At 41.0% G+C, this 19,340-nt stretch carries 15 protein-coding genes; 8 read left to right on the top strand and 7 right to left on the bottom strand.

Annotated features, from left to right (window positions below):
* Positions 1–68: 68 nt before the first annotated feature.
* On the top strand, positions 69–1,559 hold the full coding sequence (lysS, locus tag O3605_RS09220) for a lysine--tRNA ligase (RefSeq protein ID WP_371585990.1): 1,491 nt from the start codon (positions 69–71) through the stop codon (positions 1,557–1,559).
* 36 nt (positions 1,560–1,595) lie between these two features.
* Here the strand turns inward: lysS and O3605_RS09215 are convergent, their stop codons facing one another.
* The 3 genes from O3605_RS09215 to O3605_RS09205 all read right to left on the bottom strand — a co-directional run bounded on the left by O3605_RS09215 (position 1,596) and on the right by O3605_RS09205 (position 3,732).
* Entirely contained in the window at positions 1,596–2,219 is a 624-nt protein-coding gene (locus tag O3605_RS09215) for a histidine phosphatase family protein (RefSeq protein ID WP_371585988.1), read from the bottom strand.
* A gap of 22 nt (positions 2,220–2,241) precedes the next feature.
* Positions 2,242–2,715 carry an aminoacyl-tRNA deacylase gene (locus O3605_RS09210; protein ID WP_371585986.1) on the bottom strand — a complete coding sequence of 158 codons (474 nt, stop codon included), beginning with the start codon at positions 2,713–2,715 and terminating at the stop codon, positions 2,242–2,244.
* Between the two features lie 141 nt (positions 2,716–2,856).
* Positions 2,857–3,732 (bottom strand): GH25 family lysozyme, encoded by an 876-nt coding sequence (locus tag O3605_RS09205; RefSeq protein WP_371585984.1) that lies wholly within the window; start codon positions 3,730–3,732, stop codon positions 2,857–2,859.
* Positions 3,733–3,981: 249 nt separating this feature from the next.
* Between O3605_RS09205 and ftsW the strand changes: the two genes are divergently transcribed.
* From ftsW to tpiA, 4 genes are all read left to right on the top strand, one after another.
* A complete protein-coding gene (ftsW, locus tag O3605_RS09200) occupies positions 3,982–5,223 on the top strand; it encodes a cell division peptidoglycan polymerase FtsW (protein ID WP_023918658.1) in 1,242 nt (413 codons plus the stop codon).
* Between the two features lie 38 nt (positions 5,224–5,261).
* Positions 5,262–8,087, top strand: coding sequence for a phosphoenolpyruvate carboxylase (gene ppc / locus O3605_RS09195; protein ID WP_371585982.1), 2,826 nt, complete (start codon positions 5,262–5,264; stop codon positions 8,085–8,087).
* Between the two features lie 279 nt (positions 8,088–8,366).
* On the top strand, positions 8,367–9,563 hold the full coding sequence (gene tuf / locus O3605_RS09190; RefSeq protein WP_003008055.1) for an elongation factor Tu: 1,197 nt from the start codon (positions 8,367–8,369) through the stop codon (positions 9,561–9,563).
* A gap of 164 nt (positions 9,564–9,727) precedes the next feature.
* Positions 9,728–10,486, top strand: a complete 759-nt coding sequence (gene tpiA / locus O3605_RS09185; RefSeq protein ID WP_003002560.1) for a triose-phosphate isomerase — start codon at positions 9,728–9,730, stop codon at positions 10,484–10,486.
* A gap of 75 nt (positions 10,487–10,561) precedes the next feature.
* On the opposite strand, the gene O3605_RS09180 is transcribed toward tpiA, so the two are convergent.
* Genes O3605_RS09180 through O3605_RS09165 form a run of 4 tightly spaced genes read right to left on the bottom strand, consistent with a single transcriptional unit; the run spans position 10,562 to position 15,124 of the window.
* Positions 10,562–11,797, bottom strand: a complete 1,236-nt coding sequence (locus tag O3605_RS09180) for an aminoacyltransferase (RefSeq protein ID WP_371585980.1) — start codon at positions 11,795–11,797, stop codon at positions 10,562–10,564.
* Between the two features lie 5 nt (positions 11,798–11,802).
* Complete coding sequence (locus O3605_RS09175) at positions 11,803–13,014, bottom strand: aminoacyltransferase (protein WP_371585979.1); 1,212 nt, start codon at positions 13,012–13,014, stop codon at positions 11,803–11,805.
* A 3-nt stretch (positions 13,015–13,017) separates the two neighbouring features.
* Positions 13,018–13,824, bottom strand: a complete 807-nt coding sequence (yidA, locus tag O3605_RS09170) for a sugar-phosphatase (RefSeq protein WP_049497428.1) — start codon at positions 13,822–13,824, stop codon at positions 13,018–13,020.
* The gene (locus O3605_RS09165) at positions 13,814–15,124 is read right to left on the bottom strand and encodes an HD domain-containing protein (RefSeq protein ID WP_371585978.1); all 1,311 of its coding nucleotides are present in this window, start codon (positions 15,122–15,124) and stop codon (positions 13,814–13,816) included. Before O3605_RS09165 ends, yidA begins: the two co-directional genes overlap by 11 nt.
* Positions 15,125–15,239: 115 nt before the next feature.
* Between O3605_RS09165 and O3605_RS09160 the strand changes: the two genes are divergently transcribed.
* From O3605_RS09160 to O3605_RS09150, 3 genes are all read left to right on the top strand, one after another.
* Positions 15,240–15,623: a YwiB family protein gene (locus tag O3605_RS09160; protein WP_049497432.1), complete on the top strand. Its 384-nt coding sequence runs from the start codon at positions 15,240–15,242 to the stop codon at positions 15,621–15,623.
* A 212-nt stretch (positions 15,624–15,835) separates the two neighbouring features.
* Positions 15,836–18,520, top strand: a complete 2,685-nt coding sequence (locus O3605_RS09155) for a cation-translocating P-type ATPase (RefSeq protein ID WP_049497434.1) — start codon at positions 15,836–15,838, stop codon at positions 18,518–18,520.
* Positions 18,521–18,641: 121 nt separating this feature from the next.
* Complete coding sequence (locus O3605_RS09150) at positions 18,642–19,310, top strand: MIP/aquaporin family protein (protein ID WP_049497435.1); 669 nt, start codon at positions 18,642–18,644, stop codon at positions 19,308–19,310.
* The last annotated feature ends 30 nt before the right edge of the window (positions 19,311–19,340 follow it).

Raw genomic sequence — 19,340 nt, 5'->3', positions numbered from 1 at the left:
TGGTAAATATTAGTGAATTTCTGGCCTAAATATGATAGAATAGGGGAGAATAACTTAGGAGGTTCCAAATGACTACTGAACATATGGAAGAATTGAATGACCAGCAGATTGTCCGTCGTGAGAAAATGGCGGCCCTTCGTGAACAAGGAATCGATCCATTTGGGAAACGATTCGAACGTACTGCAAATTCAGGTCAATTAAAAGAAAAATATTCAGAATTAGATAAAGAACAACTCCACGACTTGAACGAAACAGCTATTATTGCCGGTCGTCTTGTAACAAAACGTGGAAAAGGAAAGGTTGGCTTTGCCCATCTTCAAGACCGTGAAGGTCAAATTCAGATCTACGTTCGTAAGGATGCAGTTGGAGAAGAAAACTACGAGATCTTCAAAAAAGCAGACCTTGGTGATTTCCTTGGTGTTGAAGGGGAAATCATGCGCACAGATATGGGTGAACTTTCGATTAAAGCAACTCATATCACTCACTTGTCAAAAGCCCTTCGTCCCTTGCCTGAAAAATTCCACGGACTTTCAGATGTTGAAACCATCTATCGCAAACGTTATTTGGATTTGATTTCAAACCGTGAAAGCTTCGAACGCTTTGTAACCCGTTCAAAAATCATCTCTGAAATCCGTCGTTATTTAGATGGTCAAGGCTTCCTTGAAGTGGAAACACCAGTGCTTCACAATGAAGCTGGTGGTGCGGCTGCTAAACCATTTATCACTCACCACAATGCACAAAATATTGACATGGTGCTTCGTATCGCGACTGAGCTTCACTTGAAACGTTTGATTGTTGGTGGGATGGAACGCGTTTACGAAATCGGACGGATCTTCCGTAACGAAGGTATGGATGCCACTCACAACCCTGAATTCACTTCGATCGAAGTGTATCAAGCTTACGCTGACTTCCACGATATCATGGACTTAACTGAAGGCATTATCCAACATGCTGCGAAAGCGGTCCATGGTGATGGTCCAATTGACTACCAAGGAACAGAAATCAAAATCAACGAACCATTCAAACGGGTTCACATGGTTGATGCGATTAAAGAAATCACAGGTATTGACTTCTGGCAAGACATGACCTTTGAAGAAGCTGTAGCACTTGCAAACGAAAAACATGTACCAGTTGAAAAACATTACACAGAAGTGGGACAAATTATCAATGCCTTCTTCGAAGAATATGTTGAAGAAACCTTGACGCAACCAACTTTTGTTTATGGTCACCCAGTAGCAGTGTCACCTTTGGCTAAGAAAAATCCAGAAGACCCACGCTTCACTGACCGTTTCGAACTCTTCATTATGACCAAAGAGTATGCCAATGCCTTCACGGAATTGAATGATCCGATCGATCAATTGCAACGTTTTGAAGCGCAAGCGCGTGCGAAAGAATTGGGAGATGACGAAGCTACAGGCATCGACTATGACTACGTTGAAGCCCTCGAATATGGTATGCCACCAACAGGTGGACTTGGAATTGGTATTGACCGCCTCGTTATGTTGTTGACCAATGTAACAACGATTCGCGACGTTCTTCTCTTCCCAACTATGAAATAAGCTAAAAGAAAACACTGATCTTGCGATCAGTGTTTTTTAGTCCTCTATATAAGAGGTATCATTCCATTTTTCTAAGTGATAGTGCTCAAAATCATCTGTTGTCAAAATCGTCACGCTGGCATTATCTAGTCCACCATTTTTGCGGAGTTCTCCTGTTTCATAACCGAGCAAGGTTCGAATAGAAGCTGTCAAATTAGCTCCGTGTCCAACAATGAGAACGGTATCGAGCTCTTTTCCTTTCAGACTTTTTACAAAATCACAGGTACGTTTGGTTGTTTCATAAACAGATTCTGCATCAAAGATTTCATTTTGAAAACGGGCGAGGTTATGTCGAAACGCATCCATTTGTTGGGGATAGATGGCCGAAATGGTAGAAATTTTAGCTCCTTCTAATTTTCCCAAATTCCACTCACGAAGAGCAGGCGTTGGTTGCAGTTTTAGAGGTGTCTCCAATTGATCGAGAATGATCTGTGCAGTATGGACTGTCCGTGGCAGATCACTTGCAAAAGCTGCATCAAAAGGGACAGTAGCTAGATGCATTCCTAATTTTTCAAGCTGATGAATGGAGGCTGGTAACAGCGGAGAATCTCCATTTGATCCTTGAAAACGTCCTTCTTCATTCCATTCTGTCCGTCCGTGTCGAATAAAATATAGTTTCACAATCTTGTCTCCTTCTCTGTCTTTATTCCAAAATATCTGCAAAAGTTGCCTTTACGAAGTCTGCTAGAAGTTGTGGTTTGATTTGAATACTATGGCCAATTTCCCCAGCAGATACGATCATGTACTCTAACTGAAGGGCTGATTCATCGATAAAGATAGGGAAAGGATGCTTTTGACGAATGCCCACCGGATTATTGGCCCCATGAATATAACCCGTTGTTTTTTCAAGATCTTTTTGAGGAATCATAGCGATTTTCTTATTCCCTGATAATTTGGCTAACTTTTTCTCTGAAAGATGCTCTGTAATAGGAATGATCCCAATCACGGGACCCGTTTTATCTCCTTTGAGAGCTAGGGTTTTGAAAATAGTAGAGCGATCAATTCCTTCTGGTAAGATCCCTTCTAAAGCGTTGATTTGTAAGCCTATGTGCTCAATTTTTGCTTTAGTCAAGATCTGCTCGACCAAGGTTTTCTTCACTTTATTTTTTTTTGCCATGCCTCTCTCCTTTTCTCATTTTCTCTACAAAATCAGATTTCATTAGACCATTATAACATATAATAGTGGCGATATTGCCTTCTCCTTTAAAAATAGAAAACAGCAGAAAAAGTGAAGATCACTTGATCTGCTGTTTTAAGGCTATGAGGAAGAGCCATCTTTTTGTACCTTAAATAGTTTCCGATAAATTGCTTCTTGGTCTTGCGTCGGAGCAATTTGGTTGAGATCCAAGTAGTGTGAGAATCCATTTAATTGCCCTTGAGAGGTATATTGATGCAAGTCGTATTCCGTATTGGTATCTGGCGCAGCATTATAGTAGCCATCATCAAATCCATAAGTAGGAATCCAAAGAGCCGTAAATTTATCAGTGGAGATACTATGTTCTTCCATGAAGTAGGTTCCGATATAGAGTCCAATATTTTTGGCACCCAAAGCTTGTAGTTTTGCTCGGAAAGCTTCAACGCCTGCGTTCATATCCTTCATGGTTTTTTCCTCAACATCTAACCAATAGTAGGTCGGCTTGTAAGGAGAAGCAGCCTTGTAAAATTCTTCTGCTTCTTTTTCCATTTCTTTTTTATCCTTAGCAGCGACATAAGCATAGACCGCGACTGGGATATTTCGTTTTTGGAATTCTTGGATATGGGTTTTATAGGATTTATCCAGACCATTTAAGTGGGTCGCCGCATTTTCCTTTTTAGCTTGAGCCCCACTATGGACACGAACGATCACACCTCCCACATTTTGGGAGAGAACATCGTAGTCAATTTCACTAGGCAATTGCCAGCCAGAGATATCAATGATCGGGCGGCCAACCAGTTCTGGATTGATATCTTCTTCTTTTTTAGAAGAAGAGCTTGCAGTGGTTGTTTTTTTAGGTGTATTGGAGTTCGGAATGGTTTTGGTTGTTGCTTGTTGCTCTCTGGCTTGCAGATCGGCAATCGTTCGTGAAAGAACCAGAAAAGAAATGATACCGATAAAAAAGACAAAGAGAACAACGGGTTTTATCCTTTTTCTCATACAAAATCATTTTACCGTAAATAAGACGAAAAGGCAAAACTTAATGCTTAAAAGATCACGATTTCAGCCATTATTTTCAAAAAAAAAGGAATCTTTTCATCGAAAAAGGATAAAAATATATGAAAATAAGAAGAATGACTAGAATATTTCTCGAAAATTGGGAAGAAGCCGAATCTTTTCGGGCCTTTCCTTGGTTTTGCTTCTTAAAAATGATATAATGAAGGTTGAACATTAGGAATATGGTGAATTATGAAAATTGAGAAAAGACATCTTTTAAATTATTCCATCCTCATTCCCTATTTGATTTTATCCATCATTGGCTTGATTGTTGTTTATTCGACAACAAGTGCCTTGGCAATTCAAAGTGGAGTGAGTTCGATTCGAATGGTACGGACACAGGGGCTCTTTTTCATCCTAAGTCTCCTAACCATCGCTTTGATTTATAAATTTAGCTTAAACTTCCTTCGAAATAAAAAAGTGCTGGCTTTTGTCATCTTTATTGAAGTGATTTTGTTGATTCTGTCCAGGTTTATCACAGATACGGTCAACGGTGCTCACGGTTGGTTGACGATCCCAGGAGGGTTTAGTATCCAGCCAGCAGAATACCTCAAGGTTATCTTAGTCTGGTATCTGGCTTTGATTTTTTCTAAGCGACAAGACGAAATCCGTGATTATGATTACCAAGCCTTGACCCACAATGAATGGATTCCTAGAAATTTAAATGATTGGCGTTGGCTGACCTTGATTCTGATTGGAATCGTTGTGATTATGCCGGACTTGGGAAATGCGACGATCTTGGCCTTAACGGTCTTGATCATGATTACAGCTAGTGGAGTGGGCTATCGTTGGTTCACCTCTTTACTTGGTTTAGTTGTTGGAGCGTCGTCCATTGTCCTTGGTTCAATTTGGATTATCGGTGTGGACCGTGTCGCTAAAATTCCTGTCTTTGGTTATGTAGCCAAACGGTTTAGTGCCTTCTTTAACCCCTTTAATGACTTGTCTGGCGCGGGTCACCAATTAGCTAATTCCTACTATGCCATGAGTAATGGTGGTTGGTTTGGCTTGGGGCTTGGAAATTCCATTGAAAAACAAGGTTACTTACCAGAAGCCCACACAGACTTTGTATTTGCGATTGTGATTGAAGAATTAGGTTTTGTTGGAGCTAGCTTGATCCTTGCTCTCTTATTCTTCTTAATTCTTCGGATCATTTTAGTCGGTATTCGAGCAAAGAATCCTTTTAATTCGATGATGGCCATTGGGATCGGTGGGATGATCTTGGTACAAACCTTCATTAACATCGGAGGAATTTCTGGTTTGATTCCGTCTACTGGAGTGACCTTCCCCTTCTTGTCTCAAGGAGGAAATAGTTTATGGGTCTTATCTGTAGCGATTGCTTTCGTTTTGAATATCGATGCGAGTGAAAAACGGGCCAAGATGGAACAAGAAGGCATGGTTTTTGAAGAAAAAGGTAAAATTAAACCATATTATTAAAAGGGTATTGTTTAATGGCTATTCAAAAAGGAGAAAAAATGGTCTTACAAAAATTAGAGAACTTTAGAAATAAAGATATTGTTAAAGAAGAAGCCGAAATTTTAACCAATTTATTGGATGATATTACGAAAAATTTGGTTCGTCCGGAAACCTTTGATAAAATTACGCAGTTGAAGGATCTATCAAAAACACAGAACTATCGTGAGTTGAATCAAATAGTGGAACAATTGACAAATGAAGAAATGACAGTCATTTCACGTTATTTTGCCATTTTACCACTCTTAATTAATATCTCAGAAGATGTCGATTTGGCCTATGAAATCAATCATTTGAATAACGTGGATGGTGATTACCTCGGAAAACTTTCTTCAACCATTAAAGAAGTTGCGAAAAATGAAGATGCACAAGAAATTCTTGAAAATCTCAATATTGTGCCTGTTTTGACAGCCCATCCAACTCAAGTGCAAAGAAAGACTATGCTGGATCTGACCAATCATATCCATGCTCTTCTTCGTCAGCACCGGGATGTTAAAGCTGGTTTAATGAATGAGAATAAGTGGTATAACAACCTTCGTTGTAATATCGAAATCATGATGCAAACGGATATGATTCGTGACAAAAAATTGAAGGTTACTAATGAAATCACCAACGTCATGGAATATTACAATAGCTCCTTCTTGCAAGCTGTTCCAAACCTGATGTTGGAATACAAACGCTTGGCAAAAGAGCATGGATTAGAGCTTGAACAACCACGTCCGATCACAATGGGTATGTGGATCGGGGGAGACCGGGACGGGAATCCATTTGTAACAGCTGAGACCTTGAAGCGTTCAGCAACTATTCAAAGTGAAGTCATTTTGAACTATTACATCGAAAAGATTTCAAAATTATACCGTCATTTCTCCCTTTCAACGAGTCTTTCTAAAACAAGTGAAGCAGTAGCTGAAATGGCCGCCCTATCCAGTGATACATCCGTCTTTCGTGAAAAAGAACCTTACCGTCGGGCTTTCCACTATATCCAGTCAAAATTGATCCAAACCTTGGTCAATTTAAAAGAATGGACTATGGTTGGGGAAACTAGAGAAGATCGTTATGCTGTCGAGAGGTTATTAGGAGCAAATGCTCATCAACAAGGGCCAGTTTCTGATTATATCGGCAATCGTATCTCTGGGGCTCTAAAGAAAATTTCTGAGAAAGAAGCTCCAGCTTATGCATCAGCTCAAGAATTTAAAGAAGACCTTGAAAAGATAAAAGATTCCTTGTTAGAAAACAAATCAGAGTATTTGATTTCTGGTGAATTTGCAGAACTTCTAGAAGCCATCGATGTTTTTGGATTCTATCTGGCCTCTATTGATATGCGCCAGGATTCGAGTGTGCATGAAGCCTGTGTGGCAGAATTGCTGAAATCAGCTGGAATTAATGACCATTATTCTGATTTATCAGAGGATGAAAAGTGTCAAGTTCTCTTGAAAGAACTTTTAGAAGATCCACGTATTTTATCAGCAACTCATGCTGAAAAATCTGAACTGCTTGAAAAAGAATTAGCGATTTTCCAAACGGCCCGTGAATTGAAGGATCGTTTAGGAGAAGAAGTCATTCGTCAAAACATCATTTCTCATGCAACCAGTGTGTCAGATATGTTGGAATTGGCTGTGATGTTGAAAGAAGTGGGCTTAGTCGATACGGAAAAAGCTCGTGTGCAAATCGTGCCTTTGTTTGAAACCATCGAAGATTTGGATCACTCAGAAGAAACCATGAGAAGTTACTTGTCTCTTCCGATTGCCAAACGTTGGATTGCTTCTAAGAACAACTACCAAGAGATTATGTTAGGTTATTCTGATTCCAACAAAGATGGTGGATACTTGTCTTCTTGCTGGACCCTCTTTAAAGCCCAACAACAATTGACCGCTATCGGAGATGAGTTTGGAGTGAAGATTACCTTCTTCCATGGTCGTGGTGGTACTGTTGGTCGTGGTGGAGGTCCTACTTATGAAGCCATCACGTCTCAACCATTGAAATCCATTAATGACCGTATCCGCTTAACTGAGCAAGGGGAAGTAATCGGCAATAAATATGGAAATAAAGATGCTGCTTACTACAACCTTGAGATGCTCGTCTCTGCAACCATTAACCGAATGATTGCCGAACAAAAGAGTCCATTCTCTATGTTTGATCGTTTCGGGGAAGTCATGGATAAAGTCGTGAATCGCAGTTACGATATCTATCGTGATTTGGTCTTTGGAAATGAGCACTTCTATGACTACTTCTTTGAATCAAGTCCGATCAAAGCAATTTCAAGCTTTAATATTGGTTCACGTCCTGCTGCTCGTAAGACCATTACAGAAATCGGTGGTTTGCGTGCTATCCCATGGGTCTTCTCATGGTCACAAAGTCGGGTGATGTTCCCTGGTTGGTACGGAGTAGGTTCTAGCTTTAAGGAATTTATCGATGAGGATCCTGAGAATATCGAAACCCTTCGATACATGTATAAAAACTGGCCTTTCTTCCAATCTCTCTTGTCAAATGTGGACATGGTCTTATCCAAAGCCAACATGGACATTGCCTTTGAGTACGCCCAATTGTGTGAAGAAGAAGAAGTTCGTAATATCTATCAGATCATCTTACATGAATGGCAATTGACCAAGGACATCATCTTGATGATTGAAGAGCAAGACGAGTTGCTCGCTGAAAACCCTTATCTGAAAGAAAGTTTAGATTATCGGATGCCGTACTTTAACGTTTTGAACTATATTCAGTTAGAATTGATTCGACGTCAACGGACCGGAGAATTATCAGCCGATCAAGACAAGCTAATCCATATCACCATCAACGGTGTGGCGACAGGATTACGTAATTCAGGTTAAAAAAATCGGAACGACTGTTCCGATTTTTTTATTCCCTGCCCCCAAAGAAGCAAAAGGTACAGAAAGGCTTAAATAGCAGATTTTAAATGAGAATTTTCAAAGCTAGATCAGGATCTTTCAGCAAGCTGATAAAATAAAAGAAAAGAAGAGGAATAATTAAGAAAATATAGGTAAAAGGCTTGCAATTTTATCTAAAATTCGATAGAATAGTAAGGAAAGTTAGACTGTATTGCCTACTGTCTATCTATAAAATATATTTTATTGGAGGCTTTTACTCAAATGGCAAAAGAAAAATACGATCGTAGTAAACCGCACGTTAACATCGGTACAATCGGACACGTTGACCACGGTAAAACTACCCTAACTGCAGCAATCACAACTGTTTTGGCACGTCGCTTGCCTTCATCAGTTAACCAACCTAAAGACTATGCGTCTATCGATGCTGCTCCAGAAGAACGCGAACGCGGTATCACCATCAACACTGCACACGTTGAGTACGAAACTGCTAAACGTCACTACGCTCACATCGACGCTCCAGGACACGCGGACTACGTTAAAAACATGATCACTGGTGCCGCTCAAATGGACGGAGCTATCCTTGTAGTAGCTTCAACTGACGGACCAATGCCACAAACACGTGAACACATCCTTCTTTCACGTCAGGTTGGTGTTAAACACTTGATCGTCTTCATGAACAAAGTTGACTTGGTTGACGATGAAGAATTGCTTGAATTGGTTGAAATGGAAATCCGTGACCTTCTTTCAGAATACGATTTCCCAGGTGATGACCTTCCAGTTATCCAAGGTTCAGCTCTTAAAGCTCTTGAAGGTGACTCTAAATATGAAGATATCATCATGGAATTGATGGATACTGTTGATGAGTACATCCCAGAACCAGAACGCGATACTGACAAACCATTGCTTCTTCCAGTCGAAGACGTATTCTCAATCACTGGACGTGGTACAGTTGCTTCAGGACGTATCGACCGTGGTGTTGTTCGTGTCAACGATGAAATCGAAATCGTTGGTATCAAAGACGAAATCCAAAAAGCAGTTGTTACTGGTGTTGAAATGTTCCGTAAACAACTTGACGAAGGTCTTGCAGGGGATAACGTTGGTGTGCTTCTTCGTGGTATCCAACGTGATGAAATCGAACGTGGACAAGTTATCGCTAAACCAGGTTCAATCAACCCACACACTAAATTCAAAGGTGAAGTTTACATCCTTACTAAAGAAGAAGGTGGACGTCATACTCCATTCTTCAACAACTACCGTCCACAGTTCTACTTCCGTACAACTGACGTAACTGGATCTATCGAACTTCCAGCTGGAACTGAAATGGTAATGCCTGGTGATAACGTGACTATCGACGTTGAGTTGATCCACCCAATCGCCGTTGAACAAGGTACTACATTCTCAATCCGTGAAGGTGGACGTACTGTTGGTTCAGGTATGGTTACTGAAATCGAAGCTTAATTCGATCTAGTTCCCAGATTAACAATTATATAGACAGACAGAAAACCCCGTGAAGACGGGGTTTTTATTTTGGTAAAAAGTAAAATGAGCTTGTGCAACCTTTCATTATGACGAAAATTATGGTAAAATAGATAGTATAAAATTAGAAAAAAGAGGTATGTGAAATGTCACGTAAACCATTTATCGCTGGTAACTGGAAAATGAACAAAAATCCAGAAGAAGCAAAAGCATTCGTTGAAGCTGTAGCATCAAAACTTCCTTCAGCTGACCTTGTTGAAGCTGGTATCGCAGCTCCTGCAGTTGACTTGACAACTGTTCTTGCTGCTGCTAAAGGTTCAAACCTTAAAGTTGCTGCCCAAAACACTTACTTTGAAAATGCTGGTGCCTTCACTGGTGAAACTAGCCCACAAGTTTTGAAAGAAATCGGTACTGACTACGTTGTGATCGGTCACTCAGAACGTCGTGACTACTTCCATGAAACTGATGAAGATATCAACAAAAAAGCAAAAGCAATCTTTGCGAACGGTATGCTTCCAATCATCTGTTGTGGTGAAAGCCTTGAAACTTACGAAGCTGGTAAAGCAGCAGAATTTGTAGGGGCTCAAGTTTCAGCTGCTCTTGCTGGATTGACTGCAGAACAAGTGGCTTCAACAGTTATCGCATACGAACCAATCTGGGCGATCGGTACTGGTAAATCAGCTTCACAAGACGACGCACAAAAAATGTGTAAAGTTGTTCGTGACGTTGTAGCTGCTGACTTTGGTCAAGAAGTGGCTGACAAAGTACGTGTTCAATACGGTGGTTCAGTGAAACCTGAAAACGTTGCTGAATACATGGCTTGTCCAGACGTTGACGGAGCTCTTGTAGGTGGTGCATCACTTGATCCAGAAAGCTTCTTGGCATTGCTTGACTTCGTTAAATAATGACATATAAAAAGGCGAGAGGTTTCTCGTCTTTTTTATAGTAGAAAAGACCAGCTACAAAGCTGGTCTTTTAAGTTAGGAACGTCCTAATAGTTTCTTAACGAGAGAAATCAGTTTGTATTTCAGAGGACTTGGGTAATAACGGAAGGTCCCCATCTTACGGACGATGTAGCCGTTGAAGTTTTGTTTGAAACGAAGAACACCGTCTGACCCGTCAAAGATTCCTTGAATACCAAGGAAGTTATATCTTGGGATACCACGTTTGATGGTTTCAAGCATCATATATTCTTGGAGAACAGCAGGAGCATAGAACTTATTAAATTCTGTATAAGAGCCACTGAATAAATAGGTGGATTCTTGTGGCATATAGACGAAGAGGCTACCTGCAAGAATGACGTCTTGATCTCCATATTTTTCAATATATTCCTTTGCTTCATTAATCCGAATGGAAAGTTTACTTATTTGCAGATTTAATTGTGATATTTGTTTATTTACTTTCGCAGAATTAATACCTGATGAAACTTTTTCTATTAGAGGGTTAATTTGAGATTGAAGATCATTATGTTTTGATTGTAATATTGCTAGATAGTGTTCGAAATTCAGTGTCGCAATCATAAATTCCACTTTGTCGCCAAAACTATCATAGAAGGTTTGGTAATAATCTAAGGTCTTATCTTGATAGTCTCGACGGTCACTGGTAGAAGAAGTAATTTCCTTGAAGAGCTGCAGTTCATCTCTGTTTAACCGTTTCAATTGAATGCCAAAAGCCTTAGCTTTCTTAACAAGTGGCTTTCCTTTTTTACTGAAGCTCGTAAGAAGATTTTTTTCGGTGATGCCCTCCATGTCTTTTACATAATGCCAATCAGGTTCTCCTCCTGGATAACCTGTTGTTAAACCATCATGCTGATAGCCCAATTTTTTAAGGGTATCCATGAAATGGGTTTGCTCTTCACTGGTTGGATTGCCGTCACTGTCAAAAGTTTGATAGGTATCATAGGGCTTAATAACGAGTTCAATAGCTCCATTTTCTTTCGCATAGTCTTTTAAAGCTGCATAGAAGGGTTCTAGCATAGCCTCCTCTTGGTAAAGGGGGCCAGAATTGATTTCCATATGGAGACCACCTGTCATAGGAAGACTGTACAAGATCGCTGCCACTTGGACTTGATCTTCTTGTTTCCAAGCGATAAATTGGACCGTGTTTCCTCGCTTTTCAAGCAGATCTGCCATTTCAGCAGACTGGATAAAAGAGCGATGGGAGACAGTATTTGCGAATGAGGTAAATTCTTCTTTTGAAATTGTCGTAAGAGTCATGTAACTTATTTACTCCTTAATTTTTTCCGGACCTTGTAGACTTTGTTTACAAGTGGATAGAGTGGACTGGTTGGGAGGTTGAATTCCCCAACAAATTCTTCAATGACAGGATTAAATTTTGATTTGAAATGATAGAGACCACCATCGAGTGAATTTTCAATGCCCCCCATATTTTGCCAAGAAGCACCACGGTCGAAAGCGTGTTGGGCAGTTTCATACCAGGTGAGGATAGCAGGTTGGTAACGGCGGAATTCTTCATCCATCCCTGCATAAACATTTTCAGACGTCCCACCGAATTCAAGGGTTAAGGTCCCAGATAAAGGAACAACCTGTCTACCTGCTTGGAGATGCTGTTCAAGAAATTGCAGTTCTTCCTCTATCCGCTCTTTTTCTTTTTGGTTATTCTCAACCTTGCCAGGCTTTGTTTTTTCTGTGAATTTTTCAGCCTCTGCCTTGTTTTTTTCAAGATCTTTTATAAGGGAGGTTTTCCGTTCCTCGAGATCTAGAGTAGACAAAGTAATGTAGGATTGTCCTTGGTAGGTAGTGAGCAGTTTTTCGTAGTAGTCTTTTCCACGTAAATGAATGCTTTTACGAGCCTCAGTCTTTTTCATGAGAGAAGCAAAGTCCTTCAACAATTCAGTCCCGCCAAATTGGACATGGATCCCTTTGTTTCGAGCAGTTCGGATGGCTTGTCGAGTAGATTTTGAAAGATCTTGCTCAGTGAAAAACTCTTTGTGGATATTTGCTTGAAAGCGTGGTTGGATATTTTCTGCCATATCACTGGTTCGGCCAGTCCATTCAACCCCTTCTTTAGTTAAGGTGTCGATCATCGCTTGCACAGCAGGAGCTTGCGTCTGTTCTTGTCCAATCAAATGTTTACTCAAGAAAAGACTTGGATCAAATTTCACAAACAAGGCCTTGTATTGTTTGGCAATTTTTTTAAGAGACTGGATCACATAGGAAACCAGCTCTTTGTTTTGGTAATTCATGATTGGGCCTCGAGGAATGTAAAGCATGGAAAAGCCAAGTGGCAGGGGTTGAATCAAGATGCTAGCAACAGCGACTAATTGGTCTTCTTGATAAAAACCAACCCGTTCATTTCCCCAATTATCTTTGATTTTTGCCCATGAGCTGCTTTGTAAGAGATTGGTTTGTTCACTCTGAATAACAAAGTCATTATGCTCACTAGCTGAAATTCCTAGCTGGTAATGGTACATTTCTTATAATACCCACTTTCTAATGGCGTATGCAACGCCAGATTCATCATTTGATTTGGTAATAGTTGTAGCAATTTTTTTAAGAGCTGGATTGCCATTCTCCATAACGACGGCATGTCCCACGACTTCTAGCATGGAACGGTCATTTTCCTCATCTCCGATGGCCATGGTTTCTTCTTGCTGAATTCCAAGTCGTTCAGCTAGATGAAGAACAGCTGATCCCTTATTGGTTGTTTTCCCTAGAATTTCTAAATAAAAAGGGGCTGATTTGACCATAGTGAAGCGATCCTTGAATTCTTTAGGGATTTTTGCAATCGCAGCATCTAGAATATCTGGTTCATCGATATACATGGCCTTGACAAATTCTTTCTCACGAACTTCTTCAGGCGTCTGGTAATAAACGGGCATATTGACCAGTTGAGATTCATGAATGGTGTAGCGTCCGATATCGCGATTGCTGGTATAGATGCCGTCTTTTGTAATGGCATGAGAGTGGATTTGGAGTTTGTTAGCAAGAGCCTCGATATCGAGATAGTCCTCATAATGTAAAAGGTCTTTGATGAGTTCTTTTCCCGTAGCGGTTTCTTGAACCAGACCGCCATTAAAGGTAATGACATAGTCTCCAGGATCCATCAGATGGAGTTCGTTTAAGAGTTTTGAAACGCCTGCAATGGGACGTCCAGTTGTAATGACAATTTTGACTCCCGCAGTCTTTGCATCTTGAATAGCTTGAAAAACATCTGGTGTGATCTCTTTTTTTGAATTGAGGAGTGTACCATCGATATCGATCGCAACTAATTTAATGGACATCTGTCTCTCCTGTAAAATAATCATTGGTGATATAGGAAGTGAATTCCTCTACTTGCTTACTGAAAAGTCCATTAACCTCCAGCATTTCTTTTGGGAAATAGAAACGGTTGTCCCCATAGCGAGTTCCTGCTAAAGCAGCGACGAGTGGAGACAACTGAGACAATTCAGCGAGACTACCATCTTTTCGGATCATCTCGATTTGGGTCCGCGGTTTTTCAAGCTCTGGTCGATAAATATCGTAGGGCAGGTCAAAATTTTGATGAATAGCTGTGTAGTAGGTTGGATTAAAGCCAACCTCTTTAATCAGTTTTTCAAGGATTGCTAAGTCATTTCGCTTATCTTCTGTAAATAGAATCGATTTAAAGACTTTCCGATTAATATAGCGCTGAGCAAGATCAGACAAGATGGTATCCGGACTATCCATCCAGACTTGGAAATAGGTATTCATCACACCGTCATCTAGGTTTAGGTAGTCTTGAATGGTGACCTCTTCTTCAAAAAATGGAATCAAGCGAGGTGAAGTCAGTTGAAAATACTCTTTCTGATCTGGATAAATGGTTCTAGCGCGTTTGAGTAGATTTTGAAGGAGGACTTCCATGGCACGAGTAGCCGGGTGGAAGTAGACCTGCATATACATTTGGTAACGGCTGACCACGTAATCCTCGACAGCATGCATGCCATTTTGTTGGAAGGCAATGCCATTTTCAATCGGTCGAATGACGCGCAAAATACGGGTCAAGTCAAATTTTCCATAGGAAGCCCCTGTAAAATAGGCATCCCGCAGTAAATAATCCATCCGGTCCACATCAATTTGACTAGAAATTAATTGCACCACTTGTTTATTGGGATAGGTATGATCAATGACGCTGGCTACACGATTTGGGAAATCAGGAGCCACTTGCAAGAGGATTTGATTGACCTCCGTCTCTGGACTGGTGATGATCAGCTGGGTCATCTTTTCATGATCGGTCCCAAACAGTCCTTCAAAGGTATGGGAATAGGCACCATGTCCAATGTCATGAAGAAGAGCGGCTGTCATGGTCAGTAAGTTTTCATCAGAATTCCATTGCTCTGCATACTTTTCCTCAAAAATGGACAGAATGCGTCTTGAAATTTCATAGGCGCCAAGACAGTGAGAAAAACGACTATGCTCCCCACCGTGGAAGGTAAAACCAGATGTCCCCAGTTGTTTGATGCGGCGTAGTCGTTGAAATTCTTTACTATTAATTAATTGATAAATGATGGGATGATCCACATGAACGTAATCATGAACGGGATCGCGAAAGACTTTTTCATTCATGGGTCTATTATAGCAAAAAAAAGCCTATTTTGCGATCTAGAGGCTAATAGGGGCAGTCAAAATGCGTAAAATTTGATAGAATAGTAAGGCAAGAAAAGAAGAGAAGGAGACAAAGATGCAAGTTCGCATTCAAAATACCATTCGATTTGGAGAAGAAATGGAAATCGTTGATCAGTACTATCAAGGTGAATGGAAGGAAAAAGCAGGTTTTCAATATCTCTTGTATACCAATGAAGAAGATGAAAAGGTTGCTTTGAAATTTTCCAACGATGAATTGGTCATGACACGATTTTCAACTCCCAAATCCATCATGCGCTTCTACAAAAATGAAGATGGTGGGGCGATCATCCCAACTCCGATGGGCATTCAGCAGTTTTTGATTACGACAGATCTCTTTCAATTAGAGGAAGGGCATTTGCAAGTGTCTTATCGCTTGTTAACTCTTGATGGAGAACAGGAATTTGCCAATTATCAATTACTGGTGGAATGGGAAGAGTAGACCTCATTAAATTATTAGAGATCCCGCTTGCTTTATTCTATAAAAATGGTATAATAAAACCACTCAAGGGAGTAGCTGGCGGTTTTCCGCGATAGTGTCGTCATTACGAAATTATTTCCGGCACTATATTAAACGGCGAGACTTGTTTTTTCAAACAGGTCTCTTTTTTGTGCAAAAGAGACTTAGTAGAAAGATATAAGGAGGAAATTATTTTGTCAAAAGAACAAAATAAAGCTTTGTTTTATACACAGAGTAAAGAAGAAGTTCTAAAGGAATTAGACTCTTCAATTGAAGGCTTGTCAGCTGCTCAAGCTCAAGAACGTTTAGCGACTTATGGTCATAATGAACTGGACGAAGGTGAAAAACGTAGCCTCTTGTCTAAGTTTATCGATCAGTTTAAAGATTTGATGATCATCATCTTGTTGACCGCCGCAGCTCTCTCTGTGATCACAGAAGGAATGGACGGCCTTACAGATGCCATGATCATCTTAGCCGTTGTTGTTTTGAATGCAGCCTTTGGTGTCTACCAAGAAGGACAAGCCGAAGCAGCTATCGAAGCACTGAAAAACATGTCTAGTCCATTAGCGCGTGTCCGACGTGATGGTCACGTGATTGAAATTGATTCCAAAGAATTGGTCCCAGGGGATATCGTTCTTCTGGAAGCTGGAGATGTGGTTCCTGCTGATATGCGCTTGTTGGAAGCAGCTTCTCTTAAGATCGAAGAAGCAGCTCTTACAGGGGAATCGGTTCCAGTTGAAAAAGATGTAACTGGTCTTGTTGAGGCAGATGCTGGTATCGGAGACCGTGTCAATATGGGTTACCAAAACTCGAACGTAACCTATGGTCGTGGTACTGGGGTTGTGACCAACACAGGTATGTATACAGAAGTTGGTAAGATTGCAGATATGTTGGCCAATGCCGATGAAACGGAAACACCGTTGAAGCAAAGTTTGGAACAACTCTCTAAAGCCTTGACTTACCTCATTGTAGCCATTGCTGCAGTTACCTTCCTGGTTGGTGTCTTCGTTCGTGGGGAACATCCATTGGAAGGCTTGATGGTAGCAGTTGCTCTTGCGGTTGCGGCGATTCCAGAAGGACTTCCTGCCATTGTAACCATCGTTCTCTCTTTGGGAACAACAACCCTTGCCAAACGCAATTCGATTGTTCGTAAATTGCCAGCCGTTGAAACACTTGGTTCAACAGAAATCATTGCATCTGATAAAACAGGTACTTTGACCATGAACCAAATGACGGTTGAAAAAGTCTATACCAACGGTCAATTACAAAGTGCAGCAACCGAAATTGGATCAAACAATAATACGCTTCGCATCATGAACTTTGCCAATGATACCAAGGTGGACCCATCTGGCAAGTTGATTGGAGACCCAACAGAGACTGCTTTGGTACAGTTTGGTTTGGACCACAACTTTGATGTTCGTGAAGTCTTGAAGGATGAGCCACGTGTGGCAGAATTGCCATTTGACTCAGACCGTAAGCTTATGTCTACTATCCATAAGGAAGTAGACGGTTCATACTTTATCGCTGTCAAGGGGGCTCCTGACCAATTGCTCAAACGTGTGACGCGTATTGAAGTCAATGGGGAAGTTCGTCCTATCACGGATGAAGATAAGAAAGCTATCCTTGCTACCAACAAAGACTTGGCTAAACAAGCCCTTCGTGTCTTGATGATGGCTTATAAGACAAGCAATGAAATTCCGACCTTGGAATCTGAAATTGTTGAGTCTGACCTGATCTTCTCTGGTTTGGTCGGAATGATTGACCCTGAGCGTCCAGAAGCTTCAGAAGCTGTTCGTGTCGCTAAGGAAGCAGGTATCCGTCCGATCATGATCACGGGTGACCACCAAGATACAGCAGAGGCGATTGCTAAACGTCTTGGAATCATCGATCCAAATGATACAGAAGACCATGTCTTCACAGGGGCTGAGTTGAACGAACTCTCTGACGAAGAATTCCAAAAAGTCTTCAAGCAATATTCTGTCTATGCGCGTGTATCACCTGAACACAAGGTTCGGATCGTGAAAGCTTGGCAAAATGAAGGAAAAGTTGTTGCCATGACTGGTGATGGGGTCAACGATGCACCATCACTTAAGACAGCTGACATCGGTATCGGTATGGGGATTACAGGTACAGAAGTTTCTAAGGGAGCTTCAGACATGGTCCTTGCAGATGATAACTTTGCAACCATTATCGTAGCGGTAGAAGAAGGACGTAAGGTCTTCTCAAATATCCAAAAATCTATCCAATACCTCTTGTCTGCCAATATGGCTGAAGTCTTCACCATCTTCTTTGCAACCCTCTTTGGATGGGATGTTCTTCAACCAGTACATCTTCTCTGGATTAACCTGGTTACCGATACTCTTCCAGCTATCGCTCTTGGTGTGGAACCAGCTGAGCCAGGTGTCATGACCCACAAACCTCGTGGACGTAAATCGAACTTCTTTGATGGTGGGGTCTTCGGAGCTATTCTTTATCAAGGTGTCTTCCAAACCATGCTGGTTCTTGGTGTTTATGGCTGGGCCTTACTCTCTCCAGAACATGCGACTCGTGCCGAAATCCATGCAGACGCTTTGACCATGGCCTTTGCAACTCTTGGTTTGATCCAATTGCTCCATGCCTTTAACGTTAAATCGGTTTACCAATCCATCTTTAAAGTGGGACTCTTCAAGAACAAGACCTTTAACTGGTCGATTCCAGTTGCCTTTGTTCTCTTGATGGCGACCATCATTGTCCCTGGATTTAACAAACTCTTCCATGTCTCTCATTTGAGTTTGACACAATGGTTAGCTGTTATGATTGGTTCGCTCTTGATTGTTGTTCTCGTTGAGATTGTTAAAGCTGTTCAACGTGCACTTGGAAAAGATAAAAACGCCATTTAAGCATAAAAAAAGTCATCTTCGGATGGCTTTTTTTGCGTGCAAAATAGACTGGGCATATTTCTTGAGGTACGTGTGGATTTTTGATAAACTAGTCAACAGTTTGAAGAAAGGAAACTTAGTTATGAAAAAGTTTTTTGCTGAAGTAATTGGCACATTTATGCTTGTCTTTATCGGGACTGGCGCAGTTGTTTTTGGAAATGGGACAGAAGGTCTGGGACATTTAGGAATTGCCTTGGCATTCGGTTTATCCATTGTTGCAGCAGCTTACTCAATTGGGACTGTTTCGGGTGCCCACTTGAACCCGGCTGTTTCGATTGCCATGTTTGTGAACAAACGCTTGTCTTCAAAGGACTTGGTTAATTATATTGCAGCGCAAGTAGTGGGTGCGGTACTCGCATCTGCAACAGTACTCTTCCTCTTGTCAAATTCAGGTATGTCAACAGCTAGTCTTGGTGAAAATGCCCTAGCGAAGGGTGTGACTCCATTTGGCGGATTCTTGTTTGAAGTAATTGCTTCCTTTATCTTTATTTTGGTCATCATGACTGTGACATCAGCTACCAAAGGTAATGGGAAGATCGCTGGTCTTGTGATCGGTTTGAGCTTGACTTTGATTATTCTTGTTGGTTTGAACATTACAGGACTTTCCGTTAACCCAGCTCGTAGCTTGGCGCCTGCCCTTTTTGTTGGTGGTGCGGCTCTTAAACAAATTTGGATCTTTATCTTGGCTCCAATTGTCGGAGGAATTCTCGCAGCAATCGTTGCAAAAAATCTCTTAGATACAGAAGAGTAAAAAAATTGGTCCCAGAGGGACCAATTTTTT

The sequence above is a fragment of the Streptococcus sp. 27098_8_99 genome (assembly GCF_041431935.1).
GTDB classification, from domain to species: Bacteria; Bacillota; Bacilli; order Lactobacillales; family Streptococcaceae; genus Streptococcus; species Streptococcus parasanguinis_D.
This window is presented reverse-complemented; position numbering and strand designations above follow the sequence as displayed.